Origin of the sequence: Gibbsiella dentisursi (assembly GCF_039539505.1) — a bacterium.
Lineage (GTDB): Bacteria > Pseudomonadota > Gammaproteobacteria > Enterobacterales > Enterobacteriaceae > Gibbsiella > Gibbsiella quercinecans.
Genome location: NZ_BAABDG010000010.1, coordinates 85481 through 109003 on the forward strand (window position 1 = coordinate 85481; position 23523 = coordinate 109003).

A 23523-nucleotide genomic window follows, 5' to 3' on the forward strand; every position below is an offset into this window, starting at 1 on the left:
CGTTAGAGCGCACCTAGTGAGGCAGGCATAAAAAAACCGGGCGTAGTGGCCCGGTCATTGACTATCAAGATAACCTCATGATTAGCGGCGACGCCTGAATGCATATGAACCGATGCCCTCACGCCCCAGCTCACTCTCCACGGTGTTGTGTTCCACGCAATCAAATCCCTGACTGTCAAACCAGCGCAACAAGCCTTCATGCGTCCAGTACCACAGGTGCTCATCCTTGCGAAAATGCCGCGATTGCACAACCGCATCACCGCTGGCAAAGATTGGTACCGACACAAACACCCACGCCGTGGCCTGGGCGATCGCCAGATCGGCGCGATCGATATGTTCCAGCGCGTCCCAGAACGATAACGCCGGGTGGCGCTGCGCATACAAATCCGCCCATTGGCCGCGCTGCCGTAGCCAGTCAATCCCCGCTGGGTTGACGTCAAACCCCCGCGTATCCGGCCGCGATGCCACAAACTGCCCCGCCCCGATCCCCACATCCAGTAATGGCCCACGGTAATGCCGTGCAACCAGTTCGATACGTGCCGCCGTCAGCGCTCGTCCCATAGGCGTGTCGGCCATTTTTTGATAGCGGGCAAAATAGCCTTCATCATAAGGGCGGGCACACGGAACAGGGTAATATCCCATTCCCCATGTTGGCAGCCACACCAAGCCTTGCTTCACTTCATCAAAGAACGGTTTCATGTAACCACCTCTCAAATTTTTCACTAAATCCGGTTATGCGCTTATCGCAGTTGTGTTGCATCAGTCCGCACGTGCAGTAGTTATCTGGCCTGGCCCAGCCAACACGCCTCAAATCCATGCGAGGATCGGTTATAACGTGCCGCGCGTTGTGCGCCCCGCAGCCGCCCTGCACGACATACAGCGGCGTGCCATAACACAGGGCAGCCGGCACCGCCCAACCCACACCGCTGACCACCACCGCCGCATGCTGCACCAGCGCCAGCAGTTGGCAGATATCCAGCTCACCGCGATGCAGCCGCAAATCAGCCGGCGGCAGCGTGCCCACCGCCCACTCCTCACTCCCTTCCAGATCGGCTACGCTGACCACGTAGAAGTCCTTTTGCAGCCGTTCTGCTGCCTCCGCCAGATAGCACGGATCGGGGTTGCGCGCGGTATTCAGCCACTCGCGCCGGGCTGTCGCCGGGCGGATAACGGCAATCGGTTTATCCGCCATCACCGGTGATGGCCCGTAATGGGGCAGATCAAAACGCGGGGTGACGATGGCGAACTGCCGACGCATGGCGTCGGTAATAGAACCGCGTTGCAGGGCAGCGGCACCGTAACCGATGCGCAGCTCCTTGGCGCCAGCGGGCACGTTGCTGACGTAGCGACAATCCGTACGCAGCTCATTTTTATGTTGCGTGCGCAGCCGTGTCTGGCTGCGAATAAATTTCACGTCCAGCCCCTGATAGATTTCAGGCCAGGGCGTCTCGATGTACGCCCCCGGATAGTGGCGGACGAATCCACGTTGATAAATATTGTCACCGAGGCCACGCATACCCCGGATAATGACGGCATCAGCCATGCTGTAATTCCTGTGATGTGTAACGGCCAAGCGCCTCACGCAGCGGCAGGCAGGGAAATTCGGTGAGTTCGCTGTAACGAGAGCAGTTAACGATGTTGACGTGCGGCAGCGCTGCCGGCAGGCGGGCAAAATGCGTCCGCCAGCGCGCCACGCTTCGCGCGCCAGGGTTACTCATTCCGCCCGGGTGTGCGCCATGCCAGTGCAAACCGCCGCGTAGCGAGCAGTCAAACCCCAGCAGTAAAATAGTTTTAGCCCCCCGCCAGGCCGCAAATTGGATCGCGCGCTGCCCCGAGTTGTACGGGCCATGGGCATGGTGCCGGTTCAGCCCAAAACGCGGCGCCGCCTTGCTGTGGCACGTCCACAATGCCGCGCCGGTTTTGGCTGCATCAGCGTAGTAACGAGCCCACCACTCTAGATCGCCGGCATAGATCACCTGGCACCCGGGAGCCAATTGCCAGGCATTGTTGACCGCGATCACCGGCCAGCCAGAGCGTAATGCAACCTTGACATCCTCGGCGCACAAGGACGGCCCGCCCCCCAGAATAATTGCCCTATCCATTGCTGCCGACCTCGGCCAGCGCATAAGGAGAAAACCGGAACAGCGGAACGCCCAGCAGATCGTTAAATGACTTAAGGTTTTCCATGACCGGGGCCAGCTCGTTGATGGCAAACACTTTTGCCGCTTTCTCTACGTCACCAAAACCGCCGTCATTTTCCGGCACCACCCCCATCAGTTGGGGTGGGACGCGGTGCGCCGCCAGCATGTCGGTACGGGATGCCTTCTTGATGCTGGTAAAATCATCTTTCGCCGTCAGTTCGGCAAACGGCATGATCTGAATGCCGTCTTTTTTACCGTTGGGAATATTGATAAAGAGGTTCTTAAAAGCATTGCCGCGCTTGGCTTCGGTCAACGCCTTTTTGATGTCGGCAACCTGTTTGTCGTCGGTGATGGCATCATTCACGTAGATCAATTTGCCGGCATGGCTGCCGTTGGTATAAAAACGCCAGCGGAATTTTGTTCCCTCACTGTCGAGCAAGATCGACATCACTGTCGCCAGGTATTCCGGCAGGCCGTAGATCTCCTGGTGTATCTCCGGATTCATCAGATGCAACACGCTCCCAGGCGGGTAGCTAACATCCGGCGTATCAAGCGGCACAAACCAGTATTGGGTGAGATCTTTCCCCCGGCGCATGTACTTGGCCGGCAGGCGATGCACTGACAGGGGCGCCCCCAGGCGGTTACGCCGCACCTCCAGATAGGCATTACCGAATACCAGATAATCCAGTACCACGCCCATGGCATCCATTCGCGATAACATGGGGTGGGGTTGCCAACAGCTAATGATCACATTTCGTTTGAAAAACAGCGGTGATTGATGAAACGTCGCGGTTTCAAACAAACGGGCGATTTCGTAAAAACTGATCGGCGTTTCATACCAATTGCCGTTATCCGCGCACTCCATGCAGTCCAGGAAATCACCCCAGCCGAACAGCGGCCGTTCCTCGCCAAAGCTGAATGCAGCGCCCCCGCCCGCTCCAGCATCGCCGCCGGCGACCGCAAAGGGATCATGGCGCCTGCCGGCATCCCCCAGGTTGACCCAGGGCGTCGTCCCGCTATAACTGATGTGCGTGGCGTTATAGCCGCCGACGTTGATATTTTGATAATCCGAGCGTGACATGCGTTAATACTCCATAACAAAACCCGTGTTGCCGGTGGTTTCCGCCCCGATCGGCTCGTTGTACAGCGCCTGCATCGTTGCCCAGGCAATGTCCCCGTGGTTGCTGCCGCGTGCGCGGTCTGAGTCGTACGACACCACGCCGCCGGGCGTGACAAACTTTTTCACCGTCATCAGCGAGCTGACCAGCGCCAAATTCCCCGCATCGTATTCCAATCGGCCCTGACGAATGAGCAATTGAGCCTTGAGCACCATTTCGCGCTTGAGCGCTGGGTTGTATTGATACAGGCGCGCCGCCGGGAAGAATTTCATCACCATTTTGTAAACCGACTCACCCACCCCGGTGCCGTCAATGCCGATAAATTGCACGTTGTAACGTTGTGTAGCCTGGCGGATGACCTCCGCCTGCGCTTCAAATTCGGTCGTGCGGATCTGCAGCGTCTCCACCACACGAAAACGCCCGCCAGGGACACGCGGCGGCGCCACAACAGAGAGTCCCGCGCTGTCGCCCTGACCACTGGTGCCGTTGGGGTCGTAGCCCAGCCATACCGGCAGATCGCCTAACGGGCGCGCCGCCCAGTCGCGCCAGTCTCCCCATTCGTCAAAGCCGTCCACACCGCAGCCCATCAGCGCGTTGTAATCAAAGGCCCGTTCGCCCGGCGCAACAAAGACGCACATGTACAGATTGTTGAAGGCATCCGGGCTGTTTTCGCCCTTGATTTCATCCAGTTTGATCAGGTCGCACCCCAGGTTAATGGCGTCTTCAACGGTGACCATCTGCCGCCACATCCCGTCCTCGCACACGCGCCCGTTCTTCAAGCTGTCGTGCGAGATGTCGATATCGATGTGTTCCGACTTCTTCCGTCCTTCATTGGCGTACTGCCCGTTCCAGAACTGGTACGCCTGATGGTCTTCACTGCTGGCCGTAGAGAAATAGGTGCGCCGCAGGCCGGTATGGCTCGCCATCCCGGCGGCCACCTCACGCAGTTTCAGGAAGTTGGCCGACCAGAAGATTTCATCGAAATAGAAGTTGCCGTTGTAGGATTGCGCCGTTGCGGCCGACGTCCCCAGAAAGTACAGAATGGCGCCGTTCGCCAGGACGATTTCGTTACCTCCCTTCAAATCGACACCCACCTGACGCGCCGTTTTTTGTATTGCGCGTTTGAACTGGAACGCCTGACTGCGTGACGCCGAAAGGAAGATTTGGTTGCGTCCGGTTTCCAGCGCATCCAGCAGTGCTTCATGCGCAAAATACCAGGTCGCCCCAATCTGGCGGCTCTTGAGGATCATGCGGTTACGGTGTTCCCGCGCCCGGTACCACCGTTTCTGGTGTTCAAATAGCGCGCCCATGATCTGCACGCGCAGAGCCTCTTCCTGTTCCTGGCTAAAGTGGTTTTTCGGCTGCCTGGGTTTGCGTTTTTCCTCTCGGTCTTCATCACGCTGCGTGGCCCGCTCAAAACGCGCCAACTGCCGGGCGTAGAAATCCATCAATTTGAAATCGCGGGGCCGGATCTCGTCGGGTTCACGATCGGCCAGCAACAAATAGCGCTGCAGCGTGCGGTCGTGCGCCCGCGCTACCGGCCGTGCTTCATCCCATTTATCACGACGCCGCCAGGTGTACAGCGTGTTACGGCTAACGTTTAGCATCTCGGCAATGCGGCCCATGTCACGCCCCAGCCAATAGAGCCGCTTGGCCTGGGTTCGCAGATCGTCGTGTGTGTTCATGGGGCAGAGTTTGGCACGCCCGCGCGCGTCGTCGTGAGCCTCGGCCATTGTCGCAGGCACGCGACAACGCCCGCCGGTTGTTCGCCATCGAGGCAGCGCAGAATATAGGCGGCAACAACATTCAGGAGTGAATCAGATGGCCGCAGCAAAAAAAATCAGCGACTGGGTTTGCATCGCAACAGAGGGGGCGACAACCGACGGTCGTGAGATCCAGCGAGACTGGATAACCGGCGCAGCAGCATCCTTTAACCCCCGCTTGTATGGCGCCCGCGTCAACATTGAACACATTCGCGGTATTGCGCCAAATAGTGATTTTGGCAGCTACGGCGATGTTATTGCACTGAAAGCGGAAGAGATTAAGGACGGCCCACTGGCCGGCAAGATGGGCCTGTTTGCACAGATTGAACCCACCGAAGCCTTGATTGAGCTGAACCGCAAAAAGCAGAAGGTTTACAGCAGCATTGAAATCAACCCGAATTTTGCCGGTACCAAGACCCCGTACTTGATCGGCATGGCGGTGACCGATAACCCGGCCAGTCTGGGCACGGACTATATGCGCTTTTGCGCCCAGAACCCGACCGCCAGCCCGCTGGCTGCCCGCCACAGCGCCGAAGGTTGCCTGTTCACCGCCGCCGAGGAAATTACCCTGACCTTTGCCGAGGTGCCAGCGGAACACGAGGAAGGCGGCGCACAGTTCTTTTCCCGAATTTCGGCGCTGCTGTTTGGCAATGCGAAAAAGCAAGAGCAGAACACCACCGAGATCCAAAACGCCGTTGAACTGGTCGCGCAAAGCCAGGCCGATCTGCTGGACAGATTCGCCTCAACCACACCACAGGCCACACACGACGCGCTGGCACAACAGGTCACAACGCTGCAAGAGGACTTTGCCGCCCTGAAGGCGCAGTTGGAAACCCAACCGCAGCAATTTACCCAGCGCTCGCCGGCAACCGGCAGCAATGCCAATAGCGGCATCGAACTGGCTGAGTTTTAAGGAGCATCCAGATAATGAAGAACGAAACACGCCGCTTGCTTAACGAGTATTACAACCGTCAGGCCAGCCTTAACAGCGTAGACGCCGTGGGCATCCGTGCCGGCGAGCAGTTCAGCGTTGAGCCGTCAGTCCAGCAAAAGCTGGAAGATAAAATGCAGCAGGATGACAGCTTCCTCGGCAAGATTAACATTGTCGGCGTTGACGAACAGGAAGGTGAAAAATTGGGCCTCGGTATCAGTGGGCCGGTATCCAGCACCAACTCATCGACCGATAAACGCCGCCAACCGCGCTCTGTGCATACGCTCGACGATAACAAATACCGCTGCGAACAGACCAACAGCGATACAGCGATTGCCTATACGCAATTGGACATGTGGGCCAAGTTCCCGGATTTTCAGGCGCGCATCAGCAACATGATCGCCAAGCGCAAACGCCTTGACCGCATCATGATCGGCTTTAACGGCACGTCACGCGCCGATCCTTCGGATTTCAACAACAACCCGCTGTTGCAGGATGTCAACATTGGCTGGCTGGAGAAGTACCGCAAGTATGCGGAAAAACGTGTTCTAAGCGGCATCACCATCACGTCACGCGATGATACCGGCGCCATCATTGAAAAAGGCGACTACGGCAATCTTGATAGCGTGATCCAGGATGTTCGTACCACCCTGCTGGATCCCTGGTATATCGACGATCCGGATTTGGTTGTGGTGGTTGGCCGCCAGATGATCAACAGCCGGGAGTTTCCGTTAATCAATACGGTTAGCCCTGCGAACCCGAACAGTGAAGCGCTGGCCGCGCAGTTGCTGGTTCGACAGGGCATGATCGGCGGCGTGCCTTATACCATCGTGCCTTTTGTACCGGACGGCACGCTGTTTTTGACCACGCTTAGCAACCTGTCCATTTACTGGCAGTTAGTCAGCGCTCGCCGCCAGTATCGCGACGAGCCGCATTATAACCGCATTGCAACCTACAGCTCGGTCAATGACGCCTACGTCATTGAGGATTACGGCCTGGGCTGCCTGGTCGAGGGGATCACCTGGGCGGGCAGTGAGAAAAGCGAGGCCGAATAATCATGAGGCTAACCCCTGCGCAACACCATTGGCAAAAACATGCGGCGCAATCGCACGCCGCAGGTGAAAGCGCCGCCGCCGGGCTGGTTGGCTATGAGCGTATTCGCCACCGCCTGCAGCACGATCGGCGGATGCTAAAGGGCATTCAGTCAACGCTGCGGCGTGCGGAAATCAAGCGCGAGCTTCTGCCTCATTATCAGGGCTGGATCGACGGCACGCTGGAAGCCGACAGCGGGCGTCAGGACGAGGTGTTTATCACCTGCCTAATCTGGGCATTGGATGCCGGCCTGTATGACCAGGCACTGCCCATGGCGGCCTACGCCATCCGGCACCGCTTAAACCTGCCGGACGGTTTCAGGCGTACCACGGCCACGATGTTGGTTGATGAAATCTGCGATGCCGCGCTGACCGGTTTCAAAGTGGACGCGGCGAGCGAGCGCGTACCGCTGGCGCACCTGCGAGAGCTGGAGGCGCTCACCGATGGCGAGGATATGCCTGATGAGGTGCGCGCCAAGCTGTTTAAAACGCTGGCGTTTACGCTGCGCAATGGCGAACTCGACCAAAAGCATGAGGCAGTAGATTACATGAAGCGCGCCACCGAGTTGCACGACAGGGTCGGCGTACTGCGTGATATTCGCGATCTGGAGAGCGAGCTAAAACGCACGTCGTCAACGGACGATGAACCAGAAAAGACCAAGGGTGCTGGCAAGAAAGCCGGTGCATAACGACTGCGCCCCGCGCACGGGCGGCACGGTGCCAACGGGCCAGGCCATCGGTCATATAGCCCGGCTGACGCCGTCCACCGCCCGACCTTTTTGACGAGGGAAACATGAGCCTGGTTGCAACAGATCCGATAGGCCCGCTTTCCGCACCGGGCGACACGGGGGAAGACACCGTGATCACCAACGCGGATTTCTGGCCCGCCATCAGTACCGGCGCGTTTCGGCTGGCAAAACGGCTGGGCGGCACCAGTACAACCGACCGACTGCATCACGCGCTCAAAGTCGCCATGGCCGCCGTTAATGATCAGTTGCGTGACTGGCAGCAACAGCAGCGCGCTGCCGGCTATGACAGCCTGGACGCCATACCCGCCGATCAGATTGGCGGCGAGTCGGTGCTACTCACCCGCTATTGCGAGGCAGTTTACAGCTATGCCAAGGCATCGCTCCTTGAGGGGTACCGCGATGCGGACACCACCAGTAAGGGAGAAGCGCACGCATTGGCGCTGTCCACGCAGATTGATCAATGTTGGCGGGATGTCCGCTGGTCAATACGCGACATCACGGGCAGTAATCGCGGACTGGCGGAGTTGCTGTAATGGACGTGGTCACCCGCGACGGCGATACGGTGGATGAGATTTGTTGGCGGCACTACGGCAAAACGCAGGGCGTCACAGAACAAGTGTATGAGGCCAATCCCGGACTTTGTGAGCTGGGCGCCATTGTCCCGGCGGGGCGAGTTATCCACCTCCCCGCCGTCGCGGACACGGCACAAACCGATACCTTGCAGTTATGGGATTGATCCTGGCCGCACATGATGGAGAAAGATACGTGACCGAGCCGTTAACAAGCACCGGTATTGCCACTGCGGCAGTGACCGGTGTCACGCTGGTAAGCCTGTTTGGCCCACTGGATGGCCCCACGGTCATCGGCGCGTTTGCCGGCGCCGTGATTTTTGTCGCATCGGCCAGTGATTTTAAAGTCTGGTGGCGGTTATTCCTGGGGGCGCTGTCTTTTGCCGCCGGGCTGGTTGCCGCGCCGTTCACCGCCAGCCTGATTGATGCAATGACGCCCCACAACACCGCCGTGGACATGCCCATCGGCGCCCTGGTCGCATCCGCAGCGGTCGTACGCACGCTAATGGCATTAAGCAGCAAGGACGGCCCCGCATTTTTCTCCCGTTTTCGAGGGGGTGGACAGTGATATTGCAAGAGTTGTTGCTCAACGCTAACGCCATGATATGCGCGGCCGCCTCGTTGCGCCTGCTGACATTCCGGCGGGGAAAGTCCAGACACAACCGGCCAATCGCGTTTATCTCCTGGCTGCTGACTGTCGCCACGGGCGCCGTGACCATTCGGGTGCTGACGGGGGAGTATTTCTATACGGACTGGACAGAAGTGTTAATTAACTTGCTGCTTTGTGCTGCGATTTTTCGCTCACGAGGCAATGTGGGAAAACTGCTTAAGGCAAATCATTATGAAAGCCAGTGAAAACGCACTCTCGCTGATCAAACAGTTCGAAGGACTGGAAGCGACAGCCTACCTTTGCCCCGCCGGGGTATGGACGATTGGCTACGGCCACACACAGAACGTCACACAGGGACAGACCTGTACACGTGAACAGGCCGATGCCTGGCTGCGCGATGATGTGCAGGAGGCGTCCCGCGCCGTGACCAACGCGGTGGGCGTACCGTTACGCCAAGGGCAGTTTGATGCACTGGTGTCGTTTGTATTCAATTTTGGCGCCACGAAATTCAACGCATCAACCCTGCTCGCAAAGCTCAATACCGGGGACTACACCGGTGCGGCAGGGGAATTTGGCCGCTGGATCAATAGCAACGGCGTGCCGTCCGATGGCCTAAAACGCCGCCGTGCCGCTGAAAAGGCACTGTTTCTATCATGACTATTCGCACCAACCTTGTGCTGGGCATCGTTTCGGCATTGCTGATTGTTGTCTTTGCCGGCAGCTTTTCCCACTGGCGATATACCGCCGGCGAAAACGCGGCAAACGCGTCCTGGCAGGATAAGTGGGATAAGCGTAATACGGCGGATGCACAAGCGCTGGCCGCACGCCAGGCTGAGGCCCGCACAGAGGAACAGCGCCGCCAGACGGCCATTAACCAGGTAACCGAAAATGCCGATAAACAACTCGCTGCGGCCCGCAGCGCTGCTACTGATGCTCAGTCTGCTGCTGACGGCCTGCGCGTCACCCTCCGACATCTGCAGCAGCAGCTCGCCGGCAGTGAAGCGGCCCGCAATACCGCCGTTGCCGCACAACGCCAGGCAAGAGCCGATACCCGCCTACTGCTCGCCAGGGTGCTCGAAGAATCTGTCGAGCGTAACCAGCAATTGGCAGCGTACGCTGACCGGGCAAGACTGAGCGGGCTGGCCTGCGAGCAGGCTTACGACGCCATCACCAATCAGGCACCTACACCCCAACAGGACGCCACCCCATGAGAAAAGCCGATCTGCTGCGCGCTGCCATCCGCAAAAACAACGCCTGGTGTCGCACCAATCCGGAAAACCTTCAGATATCCATCCCCGAGTGTCTGATCGTCGCTACGGGCGAGATGTCTGCGTCGTTTGAGTATCGTTATACCCTCCAGGTGTTGCTGCTGGATTTTCCCGGTGACCTGGATGAGATCACGCTCCCTATTTTGGCCTGGGCCCGCGTCCATCAGCCCGAGCTGATATATAACCCGGATGTACGTAAAGACGGGATCCGCATGGAGGCGGACATCATCAACACCGACGAGATGGGCAACGCCATTCCTCCGGTTGCCGATATCCGTTTCAGCATCCGCGCAACAGAAGCGGTGATCGTAAATCTTGACGAGAACGGCGTCCCTGTCATTACTCACCGTGACGAGCCGGACTATTCCGCGCTGCTTGGCCTCGGCGCCACGGCATGGGATGTGGTTTTTGAGGATATGGTCAGCGGCGATAAGGTCACGCCATGAGCGATAAGTCCTCCCCGCTTTTTCATGAACTGGATCAGTTGCTGACGCGAGTCATCAGCGAGCTAACCACGCCGTCACGGCGCGCATTGTCACGCACGCTGGCAACCGGCCTGCGCAAGCGACAGTCTGCCCGTATCGGCAGCCAGAAAAACCCTGACGGCAGCAGTTACGTGCCCCGCAAGCGCCAGGTACTGCGCACGCAGGGTGGGATCCGCTTTTTGTGGCGCGGCCCCAACGGCAAATTGCAGGCTCGGGAACTGCGCAACTGGCGAACATCGCGCGGCGCACAGAGCGAAAAGACCCTCACGGGTTACGATATTGATCGTGATGCGCTGCGCACGTTCCGCAAAGAGGATATTGAACGATACCTGTCTATCGACCTCACCAGGACGGAAAAGCGCCGACTGCGGCCCACTCCGCTGTTTCGCCGGCTGCGCACCGCGCGATTTCTGCGCGCCGCCGCCACGCCCGACATCGCCATGGCGGGATTCTCCGGCAAAGCCGGCAGCATTGCCCGCGTGCACCAGTATGGCCTGGTCGGTAACGTGGCGCATAAAGCCCGCGCCAAATACCCGCAGCGTGAACTCCTTGGCTTTACGGATGACGATCTGCAGTGGGTTGCCGATACCATCCAGGCACATTTGACCCGGTAAGCCCCCATCAATGCATTGTCGCACCCCTGCGACAATCCCAACCCCTCGCGCGCGCCCGCGCCCTCCGTCAAACTGACGCCATGTTTTTTGGGGGCTATGTATGGGTAACGCCGAGCTATTCCGCCTGTTGTGCAATCTGATCCGCGTTGGCGTGGTGAGCGAACTTGACCTGAGCGACAGCCAGAACCCGCGCGTACGCGTTCTCACCGGGGGCAACACAACCGATTGGGTTCGCTGGCTCACGTCACGTGCGGGTAATGCGCGCCGCTGGTGTGCGCCGGTTATCGGCGAGCAGGTGTTGCTCGCTGCACCCGATGGCGACCTGAGTAAAGCCGTGATCCTGGGGGCGTTTTACGGTGCGGATTTCCCGCCGCCGGACAACGGCGCCAGCAGCGATGTGGTCACCTGGTCAGACGGCGCCAGTTGTCGTTATGACATGGACAGCGGCGCCCTGTCCGTTAGCGGGGTAAAGTCCGTCGCTCTCACCAGTCATGGCCCGGTCACCATCGACTGCACCACCGCCACCGTGCAGGCAGAAAGCAGCGTTACGCTTGACGCTCCCGAGGTCATTTGTACGCAAAAACTGACAGCGGCCGAGCTGAGCATCACCAAGGGCGGTGAGCTGCACGGCGCCTTTACCGGCTCTATGACAATCAACGGCGTCAAGCCGGACGATCACGATCATGGCGGCGTACAAACCGGCGAAGGCTGGACATCGGAGATCAAATAATGGCGGTTCAGTATCTGGGGCTAAACCCGCACACCGGCGCCAGCATTAGCGATAGCGATCATATTTCGCAGAGCATTCGCGACATTTTGTTGACGCCGAAAAACACCCGCGTGATGCGACGCAATTACGGATCGGCGCTCCCTGATTTGGTTGATTGCCCACAGAATGTGGCCCTGCCGCTGCGCCTGCGCGCGGCGGTTGTCATGGCGCTAAGCAGCCTGGAGCCACGTATTTGCGTTACAGCGGTTGATATCAGCGACGACGAACAGGGTGCTGCCGTCCTCACGGTGACCTCAACCCGCGCCGACACCCAGCAGGCATTAACCACCACGTTAACACTGAGTAAAACCGCATGAGCGATGCTATTGACCTTTCACAGCTCCCGGCGCCGGATGTCGTGGAGACCATCGACTATGAAACGCTGCTTGACGCCCGCACAACGCGGCTATTGGCACTGGTCAGTGATGACCTGCGCGACGCAGTCACCGCCGCGCTGGCGCTGGAGTCCGAACCCCTGCGCAAGCTGCTGGAGGAAAACGCTTATCGCGAGATGGTTCTGCGCCAACGCATCAACGAAGCCGCCCGCGCCGTCATGCTGGCCTTCGCCACAGGCAACGATCTGGATCAAATCGCCGCCAATTACGGCATTACGCGCCTAACCATCACGCCGGCCGACGACACCACCACACCGCCGACGGCTGCCGTCATGGAAAGCGACGATAACCTGCGTACCCGCGTGCAATCGTCCATGGAGGCATTGAGCGTCGCCGGGCCAAGGGAGGCATACCAATATCACGCCCGCAGCGCATCCGGCAAGGTCGCCGATGCCTACGCGTTCAGCCCGGCGCCCGCCTGCGTCACGGTGGTGATCCTGTCTACTGAGGGTGACGGAACGGCCGATGACGCATTGATATCAACGGTTGATGAGGCGCTAAGTGATGAGGATGTGCGGCCTATCGCCGATCGGTTGGCGGTACAGTCGGCGGAGATCGTCAACTACAGCATTACTGCGACGCTCTACCTGGCGTCGGACGGCCCAGAGTCGGAGGTTATCAAGACCACCGCCGAAGCGCAGTTAACGGCCTACACCGAGGCCCGTCATCGCATTGGGAAAAGCATTTATCGTGAAAAAATCGCCGGCGTTCTCAATTGCGACGGCGTGGAAAATATCGATATCACGGCCCCACCCGCAGACATATCCATAACCCGTACGCAAGCGTCATTCTGTACAGGCTACACCCTGAACATAGAGCGCCTGCTGAACGATGACGAGGAACAGAGTGAATAACACATTACTCCCCCCCTCCGCCACCCCGCTGGAGGTAGCCATAGCCACCGCGTGTGCAGATGCCATCGCGTTAGAGGTGCCGCTGCGCAGCCTGTGGAACCCTGACACCTGCCCGGCCGCACTACTGCCCTATCTGGCCTGGGCCTTCTCTGTGGATCGCTGGGATGCAAGCTGGACGGAAGCCCAGAAACGCGGCGCGATAAAAGACGCGTTTTACCTCCATAAGCAAAAAGGCACCGTCTCGGCCGTGAAACGCGCGGTTGCACAGTACGGCGCGACCGCGACCATCACGGAATGGTGGCAGGAGGATGGCACGCCGGGTACGTTCCGCCTGGATATTGGTATTCCAGACACCGGCATGAATGGCGCAACCATCAGCGCGATCAAGCGCATGGTTAACCTGTCAAAACCGGTGAGCAGGCAGATTAGCAACATGACGTTTACCGAGCAGGCCACGGTCACCACCTGGTGCGCGGCGGCATTAATTAGCGGCAGCATCATCACCATTGAGGCAGGGGCATAACACCATGGCAAAACAATTCGCATCCCTTATCACGGAGAAGGGCAAAGCGCTGATCACGGCCGCTCTCGCCGGCGGCGACACCATTACGCTGAAATATTTTGCCGTCGGTGATGGTAACGGCGCCGTAATCACACCCTCCGGTGACATGACGGCGCTGGTTCATGAAGTGGCGCGGGTAGATATCAACTCACTCAAGGAAACCGATGCAACCCAGCAGGTTGTAACGGCAGAGGCAATTATCCCTGCGAATACCGGTGGGTTCTGGATCCGGGAAGCGGGGGTTTTCACTGAAGATGGCACCCTGGTTGCCGTCAGCCAGATGCCGGAAACCTATAAACCCGACACCGACGATGGCGCAACCAGTACACAGACGGTACGCATGCTCCTGACCGTTTCGGATGCCAGCACCATCAATTTAACCGTAGATGATTCGCTGGTGATCGCCACCGAAGACTACGTTAACGATAAGCTGGCTGAGCATGAAAAAAGCCGCAATCACCCGGACGGCACCACCACGGCCAAAGGGTTCGTGCAACTGAGCAGCGCCACCGACAGCACCAGCGAAATCCTGGCCGCCACCCCGAAAGCGGTAAAAGACGCCGCAGCAACCCGCCTGCCACTGACCGGCGGCACGCTCACCGGCGCACTGAATATTGCACACGCAGCATGGCTGAGCGGCCTGGCGACGGACGGTAAAACCCTGGTCAATATCGCCACCGTCTCCACGGATAATAAAGTTTTCTTTGGCGATCGCGCCCACACAACAGTACTCCGTGGCAATGGTAACCTTGTTCACCAAACCACCGCGGGCGACTATCAGATTTATGATGAAAACAACAAGCCAGCAGCAGGCGATGTCGATGCGGTTTCCGCCTCAAAAGGCGGCACGTTCAAGGCGGATGTAACCTGTACCGGCACATTCACGGCCAAGCTGCTGAAGACCAACTCGGTGGTATGGGCACAAGGCCAGTCAAACTATCTGCCGGCAGCCCAGGGAGCCTATTTAGGTTGGAACAAAACATCAGGGTCAGGCGCAACGGATTTTATTAACCACCGTGGCGGTGGTTCGGGCGGGTTTTGTTTCTGGAATGGTGACGGAACCACCCAGACCAATATCGCCACCCTCAGCGCCGGCGGCGGGTTAACGCTTAAGGGCGGACTCTCCGTGGCTGCGGCGGCCACCTTTGCTGGCACGATAACGTACACCAATACCGGTTTTATCCAAATGCTGTCGCCTCAGACCGTCAGCAGTAGCGAACGCCGCACCAACGCGCTGCGCATCGGTACCAGCTCAACGGTATACGCCGATATCTATCACCATGAAGCCATCGGCAGCTATAACAGCCTAGTGTTGTATGCGCAAAATGACGCGAGCAGTGGAAGCCTGGAACTGCGCTGCGACGGTGCCACCTACATTAGCGGCCCCATCTACGAGGCCGGACAGCGTGTATACAGCCCCAATAACTGCCCGTTCCCGGTCGGGTATGTGATGTTGATGGGCAATGGGACTAACCCTGGCACCATTTTCCCCGGCACCACCTGGGAAGACTTGAGCGCCGCCGGTTACGATTCGCGCATGTTGATGCTGGGGACGACCCCCATGACTACGGGCGGTAATAACAGCGTCACCATCGCTGCAGCCAACCTACCCGATCACAGCCATAAGAGCGGCCCGGGTGCCCCAGGGGCGGCTTATGACCAGGGATTTTCAACGGGGACAGATAACACCGGGACATACAGTCGCTGCCTGACATCCGGCACGTACACGGACAGTAACGGCACAACGGCGGTATCAAATACCCCTATCGATGTCACTAACAAATTCGTGCAACTGCGGGGCTGGATGAGAACCGCATAAGCGTAGAAACAAAAAAAAACCGCCCAGGAAAGGAAGGCGGTTAAAGACAGAGCTGGGGTTACCTAGAAAACGCACTGATGTTGGTGCGGTAACACATGAAAAATAAAGCACAGTGAATATATAACCGAAAACATAAACAAAACATCAATGAATGGGGAGGTAATATGTGACACGGTTCAAATAACGGCGCGTCAGACTTATTTATCAATCAACACATAACCAGGACTTATCCATGAATATCTTTACATGGATTAAGCATATATTTTCGCAAAAATCCCAAAAGGAAAAGACCATGACCCAGATTAACATCACCGGCAATATCCAAAAAGCCGCTATCACCCAACTGCGCAGCAAGGAAATTGTAAATAGCATCCTCGCCGCTATCTACACCGGCCCAACCCAGGAGGATGCCACCACCGCCGCGACGGATTTCGTTAACCACCTGACCCTGCACGACGAGGATACGGTAAAAGCAGCGTGCGGCGACAATTTTGATAAAATTCAGGCGGCATTTGCCGACCAGGCGCAAAGCATCGCAGCAAAATTAGCCGATGCCGTAATTGATGCCGATAAAGCAGAGGTAGAAACGCAGGTGCAAACCTACGTCAACAACCTGCAATATAAACACAGCATCGACAACGGCCAGGACACCGCCGCAGAGCCGACGGAAGAAGTATCGCAATAAGAAAATAAAAAAGGGGCGCCAGATTATGGCACCCTTTATTCACACCCCATAAATAATGAATAATCACAAATTGCTGGCAAAATCCGTTATTGCATCCATCGCTTCGCCAGCATATTCATTAATATTTTCCAACAAATCTTCACTGACTTTTTCTAATTCAAGCGTGAAATCAATTTTTCGCGCCTTGCCATCACTTAAAAACTCTGTTCGCGTCTGACGCAGCGCCTTAATAACGAACATGCCATAAATCGCACCGGTCGCCTCAATCAGCGGCCACGGCTTCCCCGTGTAGGCCATCGCGCGCAGCGCTGCCAACGACAAGTCGCCGCCGCTGATTTCCGGGTACAGCGTGCCGCTAAGCGTGACCGGCTCGGCATCAGGCCCCACGTACTGATAACGCGGCGACGCGCCAATGCGCGCATTCTTGGCGTGGCGCCAGGTATTGTTTCGCTCAAACGATTGGTAGGGTACCGTGTTCAACTCAAATACGAACACCCCCAGGATCATCATCATGTCAATCACTCCCGATCTCGATAGCTGCTGCGTGCCGCCCGTGCATTTTTACGGTTGATCTCCTCCAGTTCATGGCGCACCGCTTTCGCGACGGCCTGTGGATCGCGCGCATCATGGATATGGAAAACCACATTCATGTCGCCAGCCACTGACGTGCCAACCGTCGCTGGCGCCTCATGTCCACCGCTGGCGGGCAACATTGCCGATACGCTACTCACAACAACCTGCTTCAAGTCCGCAAGCAGCCCGCCGCCGCTTGTTCCCGCTGCAATGCGCGGTTCCTGATAGCCACCGTTAATCCGCACCCACGGCGGCGGATTTTTAAACACGATGTCGCCGAGCTTGTTGGGGTCAGTTGTCGCGATCCGCCCAGCGGCAGTGTCGGCACCGCTACCCTTGCCTCCCAAGTCCCAATGCACCGTGCCGTGTGGTGTGCCGGCGTGGCCGTCTGCGCCTTTGGGGTGCAGCATGGCATCGCGATCGCCCAGCAACAGATCGGCCTTGCCTTTCAATATGCCGGGCAGCTTGGCCGCCTGGACATCGCCCTGAAAGTCGTTAACCTTGTCCTGGAGCAATTGCGGCGTCTTCTGAACACCCCGCAATGAATCAATCCAATCGCCGGTACGTTTAACCAGGGAGTCAATCACGTTATACAGTGATTGAAACGGCGCGATGCAGTCCAGGGCGAACTGCGCAAACGCGGATTTCAAGATCCCCCCGTGGGTTGCCGCGTCGGACAGCGCGCCGGAGAGGTTGTGCCAAAAGCGGGTTAAATCATCCCACCAGTGAACAATCGCCCAGCTTAACCCCGCCCCGATGGCGATCACCGTAGCGGGGATCAAAGACAGGGTGCCACCGAGCGTCAATAGCCAGCGCAACCCCTGCCAGGAGCCGCTCAACACGCCGAGCGATCGCCCCAGCAGGGAGACGCCGCCGGCCGCCCCTCTGGCAGCGCCGCCCAGGCCGGCCAGCCTGAGTGCCAGCTTCCCCGCACCCAGCATGACCATCCCGCCGCTCAGCGTTGTCAGCAGTGTGCCGACCGCCAACCCCAGACCGCCAACCGCCAATGTGGTATCGACAATAACGGCCGTCAGGTGTGGGTGCTTGCCGGCCCAGTCTGTCACGGCCTGGATGATGTGTGTGATCCGCTGCACCACCTTTCGCAAAGGGGCGTCCGCGCCTTCCTCCATGGTCGTCCAGAGGTTATCCCAGGCCGAATGCAACATGATCATGTCACCCTGAAAAGTGTTGGTCATGTCGTTGGCGGTTTTTTGCGCCAATCCCTGAGAGCGATTGATTTGATCCAAAAACGCTTTCCACTGCCCATCGGCGGCGGTCTGCATCAGGATAAGCCCCGAACGCGCACCACTTTCACCAAACAGCTTATTGGCGATGTTCAACTGTGTGGCATCATCAAATTTGCGGGTTTTTGCGTACAGTTCGCCCAGGATGTCGCGCGTATCCCGCATGGCGCCGTTGGCCTCAACCGTTCGGATACGCAGGGTTTTCAGTATGCCGCCAGAGTCCTTGGTCAGCCCGGCCAGCGTTTCCTGTAGCCCTGTCCCTGCACTGCTGCCCTCAATGCCGTTTTTCGCCAGCATCGCGGCCGCGGCCGCCGTCTCCTGGAAGGTCATGCCGGTTAAATGCGCCTGCGTACCCGCGTATTTAATGGTTTCGCCCAGCGATTCGATGCTGGTTTTGGATCGGGTAAACGTCGCCGTCATGGCATCCGCCACCTCATCCGCTTTGCCGGCATCCATCTGAAACGCATCAAGTACACCCGACGCAACGCCCGCAGCCATCTGCAGATCCGGGTGACCATGCCCACCGGCCAGCGCCATATTCAGCGTGCCCGGTGTGGCCCGCAGGGCTTTATCCGCCGTCATCCCGCCGGCGATCAGCGCATTTTGCCCCTGCGTCACCTCCATGGCGCTAAAGTGCGTGGTATTCGCCAGCGATTTTGCCTGGTTGCGCAGCGACGACGCCAGCAGGTCACTACGCGATAATTGTGCATTCGCCAGCGTTTCGGCATACGCCTGATCGAAATCCGTCCCGGGGCGCATCAATCGCATGCTGCCCCAGAGTACACCGCCCCCCGTTGCCGCCATTTTCAGGCCGGCATTACGGATCCTGGCGGCCGCTGCCTTGGTTTTATTGTACTTTTCCTGGGCGCTTGTCACCCGATCCAGCCGCGATCGCTGTGCATCCAACTGCTGGTTGTAGCCTCGCGTTTTATCGGTGATCTGTTCTGTGGCTCTGGCGCCATATGCCACCTTGACGCCCAATGACGCCAGGGCATCGCGGCTCTCTTTCAGCTTGGCAATTTCGGCCGTTTGCTGATTTTTGAGGCCGCCAATACTCTTACGCAGGTCATCAAGCGTTTTTTTCTGCTCTTCGGTGCGTTCGGACGCCTTGCCGAACGCGTCACGCAGTGCCGCCTGCTGGGTCTGCGCGTCATGCAACTGCGTGGCAGTTTTCTTGACGGCGACGGACAGGCGATCGTAGGTTTTCGCGTTGCGCTCAAGTCCCTTTATCGCATCCTGGGAGGATTTGATCGCCGTAGAGAGTGCGGCACTACGTTTTTGCGCCGCACTGAGGGAAGGTGACAAGCGGTCAAGCGCACTGAGCGCGACCTTAATACTGAGATTTTGCTGCATGGGCGGCCTTAAATCGTTCGACCGCCCGTACGTGCCAACCGACAAGCTCCGCTACCGGCATCGGCCAACACGCTGACGGCGGCCAGTGAAATACGGTGGCAATATCAGCGATCACATCTTCGATGCAATCAAACGGGATTTGAATTACCCCCTCTTCCCCTTTTGCGCCGAGGGAGCACTTAAAAAATCAACGGCCGCCGCCACCAGTTCCTGGAAATCCCACGGCGGCATCCGGCTGATTTCGTCGTCGAGCAGCACGGGTTCGGTCACGCGAGGCAGCAACGCGATAAACGTATTCACGTCCGCGTCAAGAACGGCACGCAGGCTCAACCCGCGCAGCGTGCCAGTCTGCATCATCACATCCGTGATGGTGACTTTGGTGATTTCTTTCTCGCCACGTTTGATCGGCGTCTTTAACGCAATGGTTTTTGCCATGATGGTGTTGTCCTGTTAATCAACTGATGCCCAATATGGAGCGGAACTCCGCACTGCGATCAACGCCCCCCACAGTGTAGATGGCGTTCAGCGCGTCAATCTCATAGATCACTTCGTCATCAACGGTGATCTTGACATAGGTGTTTTTCAGCGTGTACTTGTGCGCCGTGTCATCACCGACCTTGGCACTGCCCCAATCCACGCCCGTGAGTCGGCCACGCGTTTGCACCTGGCAACTGTGCACGGTGCCGGTAGATTCATCCTGAAAGCCGCCGGCAAAGCGAAATTGCATCCCGTCCGCCTCCGCCAGCCCCATTTTTTTCAGCAACGAGACTTCAAGCCCCCCCAGGGTGATGTCCATATCCAGCGCGTCATCATCCAGCCCCAGATCGACGCTGACGGAGGCCCACATACCGCCCGCGCGGTATGCGGCGGTCTTGGTATTGAGTTTGGGCAGCGTCACTTCCGGCACCTTGCCGAGGTACGAGTCCCCATCCACAAACACGTTGTACTGCTTCAATTTGCCCGGTAATGCCATGATCTACCCCTCCTAGCTGTCCGTGCTGGTTGATGAGGCGGTAGCAAACGCCGTCTCGAAATAGCTATCGCTGAACGTCTGGATAAACTGCAAATCTTCCAGCGGCGGTACCGGCGTGTAGTCGTAACGAATGAGCAGTTGCCCCTGCTTCAGCGTGTCGGTGGTGTTATCTGCCGTGTCATACCAGCACGTCCCCCCAAGAAGCTGTCCGGCGGTCACCAGCGCCGATAATTTACGATTTACCCCATCCACAATGTCGGTCGCAAGCGACGGTGTCAGTGGTGCATCGTTGTATTTTGCGTGCGCCTGGGCCACGGTATCCGCAAGAATTTGCGCCGTGCGGGTGTAGGTTTCAAAAATATAAGTTTCTTCGTCGCAGGTGCGACTGCCCCAGAAACGGAAACCACTGCGCTTGATTAAGGTCGTGACGTGGTTACTGTTCAGGTCATCCGCATCGCTATCGGTATCCTGCAATGACCAGTACACATCCCGGCTGATGCCGGTTGGCCCGGTAACGGCCACGTTTGACAGTGATTTGTGCCAGCCGGTTTGCTGGTCAATCAGCGCGCGCAACCCGATGGCGACCGCCGGCGCGGGAATGGTCACGGTTTCCCCGGTGCTGGTATCAGTTTCCGTCCAGTCGGGATAGATGATCATGATCTCACGCTGACTGAAATCGGAGGCGTATTTTTTGGCCTCGGTCACCGTCTTGCAGTCATAGGCCGAGGCATAAACAAACGCCCGCAGTTTTTGGGCAAAGACAACCAACTGCGTTGCCACCGCTTCGGTATCCAGACCCGGCGCGCCAATAATGCGTGGCTGAACGCCAACCGTACTCAGGGCGGTCAGTAGCGCATAGGCGCCATAATACCGCCCTTCGGTATCCACCCCGCCGATCACCAGAGAATCTTGGGTGTACTCCTCGCCGCTGGATGACGGCGTATAGTCGTCCACATCAGGCACGCGAATGACGATTGTCTTAGGGCTGCACTGATTGGAAATGGCCGTTAACGTGGTCTTCAGCGTGCCCTTGGTGCCCGCCTTGCCGAGATAGGATGCAACACGCGTTAACAGTACCGGTTTATTGAGCGGAAACGCGTCCTCATCGGCATCGCTCGCCGTACAGATGACGCCGATCACGGAAGAATCGATATCCGTGATCGAATCCTGCAGATCGGTGCTTTCGGTGACGCGCACCCCGTGATGATATGTGCCGGACATAAAATGCACTCCTGAAAAATAACTCCAGGCATCATGGCCCGCCATCCCCTCGCAATCACGCATCCGGCGTTGTCGCAGGCGCGCGACAACGGGTAGCCGTTGCTGCACCATCGCGCGCGAATGGCATGATGGCACCTTCACCCATGAGGGCACCCTGCCAGGACGCGCAACCGCCATGACCTTAAGCGACAGCATCAGCCAACTTGAAAGCGATATTGAGGATTACAGCCCACGCCCGGACTTTAACGTGACCGTGGGCGACAAAACGATCACGCTGCTCAACGATCGCATGATGTCGCTGACATTGACGGATAACCGCGGCCTGACCGCAGACACGGTGGAAATGACGCTGGATGACAGTGACGGCAAGCTGGTTTTGCCCACGCGCGGTACACAGATCAGCGTCGCGATGGGATGGAAGGGACAACCCCTGGTGTTCAAAGGGTGCTTCATTGTTGATGAAATCACCTATGAGGGGCCGCCTGACACCCTGACCATCAGCGCCCGCAGTGCGGATTTTCGAGACACGTTTAATGTGAAGCGTGAGCGTAGCTGGCACAACTGCACGGTAGGCTATGTTGTCTCCGCCATCGCCAGCCAGTACGGGCTTAAAGCCGGGCTTAATGAAGCCCTGGGCAATATCGACATTGACCACGCCGATCAAACGAACGAAAGCGATTTAAGTTTTCTCACTCGGATGGGGGAAATGCTGAACGCGGTGCCCATGATCAAAAACGGCATGCTGCTGTTCATCATCCCTGGCATGGCGCAGACGCAGAGCGGCAAGGTATTGCCTGTAACAACATTGACGCGCAAAAGTGGCGACCGGTTCTCGTTCAGCATTGCCGATCGCGATGCTTACACCGGCGTAGAGGCGTACTGGCTGGATGAGAACTACGGCAAAAAGAAAAAAGTGAGCCTGCGCGGCCATCGCAAGAGCACAAAAACAACGACGCCGGCCTCATCATCCAAAACGGGCCATTACCTGGACGGCGCCGAGGGAAACGTGTACGTCATGCGCCAGACCTTCAAGACCGAACAGGCGGCCCGGCGCGCTGCTGATGCCAAATGGCGACAGCTCAAACGCGGCGCCGCACAGTTTCGCCTAACGCTGGCACGGGGACAGGCCGAACTGTACCCGGAGCTGCATGTGCAGTCGCAGGGGTTTAAGGCGGTAATCGACGAGGCGGATTGGATCATCACCCGCGCCACGCATACGATTGGCGAAAGCGGGTTCACCACCGCACTTGAACTGGAGGTAAAAATAACGGACTGGGTGACAACGGCTACAGATAAGTAAATAAACAGGTGTATACTTAACGGGCAACTACAGAGGATCACGCCCATGGCCATGAAATGCCCCCTATGCAAAGCCACCGCCCGCACCCGATGCAGCCTTGAACTGAGTGATACCGTAAGAAAAAGCTACCATCAGTGCCAAAACCTGCACTGCGGCTATGCATTCATCACTATGACAGAAGTCGTTGGCGGCCTGAACCAAACCCGCCCAGTACTGAAGGAAGCCATCCCCGCCAATCTGTTACCGCAAAGTAACTACGGTGATCGGCAAATGCAGTTGGAAGTCTGAAAGCATACCCAACGATCTCGCCGAGGAAAAAGCCCCGCAACCGAGTGGATTGCGGGGCTTTTATTTTTATAGACCTAGTCAATTTATGGACAATAAAAATAATTAATACAATAAAAACAACATAATAAACAAATAAAAAAGGAATGAA

30 protein-coding genes are annotated in these 23523 nt (G+C 57.8%); 19 read left to right on the forward strand and 11 right to left on the reverse strand.

The annotated features are described in order from the left end of the window. Positions 1-81: 81 nt before the first annotated feature. The 5 genes from ABFX35_RS20815 to ABFX35_RS20835 are packed head-to-tail and all read right to left on the reverse strand — an operon-like array spanning position 82 to position 4944. Positions 82-699, reverse strand: coding sequence for a class I SAM-dependent methyltransferase (locus tag ABFX35_RS20815; RefSeq protein WP_346082730.1), 618 nt, complete (start codon positions 697-699; stop codon positions 82-84). Beyond that, positions 683-1543 (reverse strand): hypothetical protein, encoded by an 861-nt coding sequence (locus tag ABFX35_RS20820; RefSeq protein WP_346082731.1) that lies wholly within the window; start codon positions 1541-1543, stop codon positions 683-685. The genes ABFX35_RS20815 and ABFX35_RS20820 overlap by 17 nt, the downstream gene beginning before the upstream one ends. Further along, on the reverse strand, positions 1536-2102 hold the full coding sequence (locus tag ABFX35_RS20825; protein WP_346082732.1) for a hypothetical protein: 567 nt from the start codon (positions 2100-2102) through the stop codon (positions 1536-1538). The genes ABFX35_RS20820 and ABFX35_RS20825 overlap by 8 nt, the downstream gene beginning before the upstream one ends. After that, the gene (locus tag ABFX35_RS20830) at positions 2095-3222 is read right to left on the reverse strand and encodes a phage portal protein (RefSeq protein ID WP_346082733.1); all 1128 of its coding nucleotides are present in this window, start codon (positions 3220-3222) and stop codon (positions 2095-2097) included. Before ABFX35_RS20830 ends, ABFX35_RS20825 begins: the two co-directional genes overlap by 8 nt. Before the next feature lie 3 nt (positions 3223-3225). Beyond that, positions 3226-4944, reverse strand: a complete 1719-nt coding sequence (locus ABFX35_RS20835; protein WP_346082924.1) for a terminase large subunit domain-containing protein — start codon at positions 4942-4944, stop codon at positions 3226-3228. 136 nt (positions 4945-5080) lie between these two features. Here ABFX35_RS20835 and ABFX35_RS20840 point away from each other — a divergent pair, with 136 nt between their 5' ends. The 17 genes from ABFX35_RS20840 to ABFX35_RS20920 all read left to right on the forward strand — a co-directional run bounded on the left by ABFX35_RS20840 (position 5081) and on the right by ABFX35_RS20920 (position 16423). After that, positions 5081-5935 (forward strand): GPO family capsid scaffolding protein, encoded by an 855-nt coding sequence (locus tag ABFX35_RS20840; RefSeq protein WP_346082734.1) that lies wholly within the window; start codon positions 5081-5083, stop codon positions 5933-5935. Positions 5936-5949: 14 nt separating this feature from the next. After that, entirely contained in the window at positions 5950-7008 is a 1059-nt protein-coding gene (locus ABFX35_RS20845; protein WP_346082735.1) for a phage major capsid protein, P2 family, read from the forward strand. 2 nt (positions 7009-7010) lie between these two features. Continuing rightward, complete coding sequence (gene gpM / locus ABFX35_RS20850; protein ID WP_346082737.1) at positions 7011-7733, forward strand: phage terminase small subunit; 723 nt, start codon at positions 7011-7013, stop codon at positions 7731-7733. A gap of 104 nt (positions 7734-7837) precedes the next feature. Continuing rightward, positions 7838-8326, forward strand: coding sequence for a head completion/stabilization protein (locus ABFX35_RS20855; RefSeq protein ID WP_346082738.1), 489 nt, complete (start codon positions 7838-7840; stop codon positions 8324-8326). After that, positions 8326-8529, forward strand: coding sequence for a tail protein X (locus ABFX35_RS20860; protein WP_346082739.1), 204 nt, complete (start codon positions 8326-8328; stop codon positions 8527-8529). The genes ABFX35_RS20855 and ABFX35_RS20860 overlap by 1 nt, the downstream gene beginning before the upstream one ends. Positions 8530-8558: 29 nt before the next feature. Then, a complete protein-coding gene (locus ABFX35_RS20865; RefSeq protein WP_346082740.1) occupies positions 8559-8930 on the forward strand; it encodes a putative holin in 372 nt (123 codons plus the stop codon). Further along, positions 8927-9217: a phage holin family protein gene (locus tag ABFX35_RS20870; RefSeq protein ID WP_346082741.1), complete on the forward strand. Its 291-nt coding sequence runs from the start codon at positions 8927-8929 to the stop codon at positions 9215-9217. The genes ABFX35_RS20865 and ABFX35_RS20870 overlap by 4 nt, the downstream gene beginning before the upstream one ends. Further along, on the forward strand, positions 9204-9629 hold the full coding sequence (locus ABFX35_RS20875; protein WP_346082743.1) for a lysozyme: 426 nt from the start codon (positions 9204-9206) through the stop codon (positions 9627-9629). The genes ABFX35_RS20870 and ABFX35_RS20875 overlap by 14 nt, the downstream gene beginning before the upstream one ends. Next, complete coding sequence (locus ABFX35_RS20880; protein ID WP_346082744.1) at positions 9626-10183, forward strand: DUF2514 domain-containing protein; 558 nt, start codon at positions 9626-9628, stop codon at positions 10181-10183. The genes ABFX35_RS20875 and ABFX35_RS20880 overlap by 4 nt, the downstream gene beginning before the upstream one ends. Next, on the forward strand, positions 10180-10686 hold the full coding sequence (locus ABFX35_RS20885) for a phage tail protein (RefSeq protein WP_346082746.1): 507 nt from the start codon (positions 10180-10182) through the stop codon (positions 10684-10686). The genes ABFX35_RS20880 and ABFX35_RS20885 overlap by 4 nt, the downstream gene beginning before the upstream one ends. Continuing rightward, the gene (locus tag ABFX35_RS20890; protein WP_346082747.1) at positions 10683-11339 is read left to right on the forward strand and encodes a phage virion morphogenesis protein; all 657 of its coding nucleotides are present in this window, start codon (positions 10683-10685) and stop codon (positions 11337-11339) included. The genes ABFX35_RS20885 and ABFX35_RS20890 overlap by 4 nt, the downstream gene beginning before the upstream one ends. A 100-nt stretch (positions 11340-11439) precedes the next feature. Beyond that, a complete protein-coding gene (locus tag ABFX35_RS20895) occupies positions 11440-12069 on the forward strand; it encodes a phage baseplate assembly protein V (RefSeq protein WP_346082748.1) in 630 nt (209 codons plus the stop codon). Beyond that, positions 12069-12425, forward strand: coding sequence for a GPW/gp25 family protein (locus ABFX35_RS20900; RefSeq protein ID WP_346082749.1), 357 nt, complete (start codon positions 12069-12071; stop codon positions 12423-12425). Before ABFX35_RS20895 ends, ABFX35_RS20900 begins: the two co-directional genes overlap by 1 nt. Continuing rightward, positions 12422-13357: a baseplate assembly protein gene (locus ABFX35_RS20905; protein ID WP_346082750.1), complete on the forward strand. Its 936-nt coding sequence runs from the start codon at positions 12422-12424 to the stop codon at positions 13355-13357. Before ABFX35_RS20900 ends, ABFX35_RS20905 begins: the two co-directional genes overlap by 4 nt. Then, positions 13350-13880 (forward strand): phage tail protein I, encoded by a 531-nt coding sequence (locus ABFX35_RS20910; RefSeq protein WP_346082752.1) that lies wholly within the window; start codon positions 13350-13352, stop codon positions 13878-13880. Before ABFX35_RS20905 ends, ABFX35_RS20910 begins: the two co-directional genes overlap by 8 nt. 4 nt (positions 13881-13884) lie before the next feature. Next, positions 13885-15738, forward strand: coding sequence for a phage tail protein (locus tag ABFX35_RS20915; protein ID WP_346082754.1), 1854 nt, complete (start codon positions 13885-13887; stop codon positions 15736-15738). A gap of 292 nt (positions 15739-16030) precedes the next feature. Continuing rightward, positions 16031-16423: a hypothetical protein gene (locus tag ABFX35_RS20920; RefSeq protein ID WP_346082756.1), complete on the forward strand. Its 393-nt coding sequence runs from the start codon at positions 16031-16033 to the stop codon at positions 16421-16423. Positions 16424-16486: 63 nt separating this feature from the next. Here the strand turns inward: ABFX35_RS20920 and ABFX35_RS20925 are convergent, their stop codons facing one another. Genes ABFX35_RS20925 through ABFX35_RS20950 form a run of 6 tightly spaced genes read right to left on the reverse strand, consistent with a single transcriptional unit; the run spans position 16487 to position 21787 of the window. Beyond that, on the reverse strand, positions 16487-16936 hold the full coding sequence (locus tag ABFX35_RS20925; RefSeq protein WP_346082757.1) for a phage tail protein: 450 nt from the start codon (positions 16934-16936) through the stop codon (positions 16487-16489). A gap of 5 nt (positions 16937-16941) precedes the next feature. After that, a complete protein-coding gene (locus tag ABFX35_RS20930) occupies positions 16942-19593 on the reverse strand; it encodes a phage tail tape measure protein (RefSeq protein WP_346082759.1) in 2652 nt (883 codons plus the stop codon). After that, on the reverse strand, positions 19571-19708 hold the full coding sequence (locus ABFX35_RS20935) for a GpE family phage tail protein (RefSeq protein ID WP_346082761.1): 138 nt from the start codon (positions 19706-19708) through the stop codon (positions 19571-19573). The genes ABFX35_RS20930 and ABFX35_RS20935 overlap by 23 nt, the downstream gene beginning before the upstream one ends. Positions 19709-19737: 29 nt before the next feature. Then, a complete protein-coding gene (locus tag ABFX35_RS20940; RefSeq protein WP_346082763.1) occupies positions 19738-20028 on the reverse strand; it encodes a phage tail assembly protein in 291 nt (96 codons plus the stop codon). A 19-nt stretch (positions 20029-20047) separates the two neighbouring features. Beyond that, complete coding sequence (locus tag ABFX35_RS20945; RefSeq protein ID WP_346082764.1) at positions 20048-20566, reverse strand: phage major tail tube protein; 519 nt, start codon at positions 20564-20566, stop codon at positions 20048-20050. A gap of 12 nt (positions 20567-20578) precedes the next feature. After that, entirely contained in the window at positions 20579-21787 is a 1209-nt protein-coding gene (locus tag ABFX35_RS20950) for a phage tail sheath subtilisin-like domain-containing protein (protein ID WP_346082766.1), read from the reverse strand. Positions 21788-21962: 175 nt separating this feature from the next. Between ABFX35_RS20950 and ABFX35_RS20955 the strand changes: the two genes are divergently transcribed. Both ABFX35_RS20955 and ABFX35_RS20960 read left to right on the forward strand, forming a co-directional pair. Beyond that, positions 21963-23087 (forward strand): contractile injection system protein, VgrG/Pvc8 family, encoded by a 1125-nt coding sequence (locus tag ABFX35_RS20955; protein WP_346082767.1) that lies wholly within the window; start codon positions 21963-21965, stop codon positions 23085-23087. 45 nt (positions 23088-23132) lie between these two features. Then, positions 23133-23375, forward strand: a complete 243-nt coding sequence (locus ABFX35_RS20960; RefSeq protein WP_346082768.1) for an Ogr/Delta-like zinc finger protein — start codon at positions 23133-23135, stop codon at positions 23373-23375. The last annotated feature ends 148 nt before the right edge of the window (positions 23376-23523 follow it).

What these genes read in the sequence shown, in the direction of transcription:
- ABFX35_RS20815 (WP_346082730.1), bottom strand. Translation starts at nt 699, where the DNA reads ATGAAACCGTTCTTTGATGAAGTGAAGCAAGGCTTGGTGTGGCTGCCA.
- ABFX35_RS20820 (WP_346082731.1), bottom strand. Translation starts at nt 1,543, where the DNA reads ATGGCTGATGCCGTCATTATCCGGGGTATGCGTGGCCTCGGTGACAAT.
- ABFX35_RS20825 (WP_346082732.1), bottom strand. Translation starts at nt 2,102, where the DNA reads ATGGATAGGGCAATTATTCTGGGGGGCGGGCCGTCCTTGTGCGCCGAG.
- ABFX35_RS20830 (WP_346082733.1), bottom strand. Translation starts at nt 3,222, where the DNA reads ATGTCACGCTCGGATTATCAAAATATCAACGTCGGCGGCTATAACGCC.
- ABFX35_RS20835 (WP_346082924.1), bottom strand. Translation starts at nt 4,944, where the DNA reads ATGAACACACACGACGATCTGCGAACCCAGGCCAAGCGGCTCTATTGG.
- ABFX35_RS20840 (WP_346082734.1), top strand. Translation starts at nt 5,081, where the DNA reads ATGGCCGCAGCAAAAAAAATCAGCGACTGGGTTTGCATCGCAACAGAG.
- ABFX35_RS20845 (WP_346082735.1), top strand. Translation starts at nt 5,950, where the DNA reads ATGAAGAACGAAACACGCCGCTTGCTTAACGAGTATTACAACCGTCAG.
- gpM (WP_346082737.1), top strand. Translation starts at nt 7,011, where the DNA reads ATGAGGCTAACCCCTGCGCAACACCATTGGCAAAAACATGCGGCGCAA.
- ABFX35_RS20855 (WP_346082738.1), top strand. Translation starts at nt 7,838, where the DNA reads ATGAGCCTGGTTGCAACAGATCCGATAGGCCCGCTTTCCGCACCGGGC.
- ABFX35_RS20860 (WP_346082739.1), top strand. Translation starts at nt 8,326, where the DNA reads ATGGACGTGGTCACCCGCGACGGCGATACGGTGGATGAGATTTGTTGG.
- ABFX35_RS20875 (WP_346082743.1), top strand. Translation starts at nt 9,204, where the DNA reads ATGAAAGCCAGTGAAAACGCACTCTCGCTGATCAAACAGTTCGAAGGA.
- ABFX35_RS20880 (WP_346082744.1), top strand. Translation starts at nt 9,626, where the DNA reads ATGACTATTCGCACCAACCTTGTGCTGGGCATCGTTTCGGCATTGCTG.
- ABFX35_RS20885 (WP_346082746.1), top strand. Translation starts at nt 10,180, where the DNA reads ATGAGAAAAGCCGATCTGCTGCGCGCTGCCATCCGCAAAAACAACGCC.
- ABFX35_RS20890 (WP_346082747.1), top strand. Translation starts at nt 10,683, where the DNA reads ATGAGCGATAAGTCCTCCCCGCTTTTTCATGAACTGGATCAGTTGCTG.
- ABFX35_RS20895 (WP_346082748.1), top strand. Translation starts at nt 11,440, where the DNA reads ATGGGTAACGCCGAGCTATTCCGCCTGTTGTGCAATCTGATCCGCGTT.
- ABFX35_RS20900 (WP_346082749.1), top strand. Translation starts at nt 12,069, where the DNA reads ATGGCGGTTCAGTATCTGGGGCTAAACCCGCACACCGGCGCCAGCATT.
- ABFX35_RS20905 (WP_346082750.1), top strand. Translation starts at nt 12,422, where the DNA reads ATGAGCGATGCTATTGACCTTTCACAGCTCCCGGCGCCGGATGTCGTG.
- ABFX35_RS20915 (WP_346082754.1), top strand. Translation starts at nt 13,885, where the DNA reads ATGGCAAAACAATTCGCATCCCTTATCACGGAGAAGGGCAAAGCGCTG.
- ABFX35_RS20920 (WP_346082756.1), top strand. Translation starts at nt 16,031, where the DNA reads ATGACCCAGATTAACATCACCGGCAATATCCAAAAAGCCGCTATCACC.
- ABFX35_RS20925 (WP_346082757.1), bottom strand. Translation starts at nt 16,936, where the DNA reads ATGATGATGATCCTGGGGGTGTTCGTATTTGAGTTGAACACGGTACCC.
- ABFX35_RS20930 (WP_346082759.1), bottom strand. Translation starts at nt 19,593, where the DNA reads ATGCAGCAAAATCTCAGTATTAAGGTCGCGCTCAGTGCGCTTGACCGC.
- ABFX35_RS20940 (WP_346082763.1), bottom strand. Translation starts at nt 20,028, where the DNA reads ATGGCAAAAACCATTGCGTTAAAGACGCCGATCAAACGTGGCGAGAAA.
- ABFX35_RS20945 (WP_346082764.1), bottom strand. Translation starts at nt 20,566, where the DNA reads ATGGCATTACCGGGCAAATTGAAGCAGTACAACGTGTTTGTGGATGGG.
- ABFX35_RS20950 (WP_346082766.1), bottom strand. Translation starts at nt 21,787, where the DNA reads ATGTCCGGCACATATCATCACGGGGTGCGCGTCACCGAAAGCACCGAT.
- ABFX35_RS20955 (WP_346082767.1), top strand. Translation starts at nt 21,963, where the DNA reads ATGACCTTAAGCGACAGCATCAGCCAACTTGAAAGCGATATTGAGGAT.
- ABFX35_RS20960 (WP_346082768.1), top strand. Translation starts at nt 23,133, where the DNA reads ATGGCCATGAAATGCCCCCTATGCAAAGCCACCGCCCGCACCCGATGC.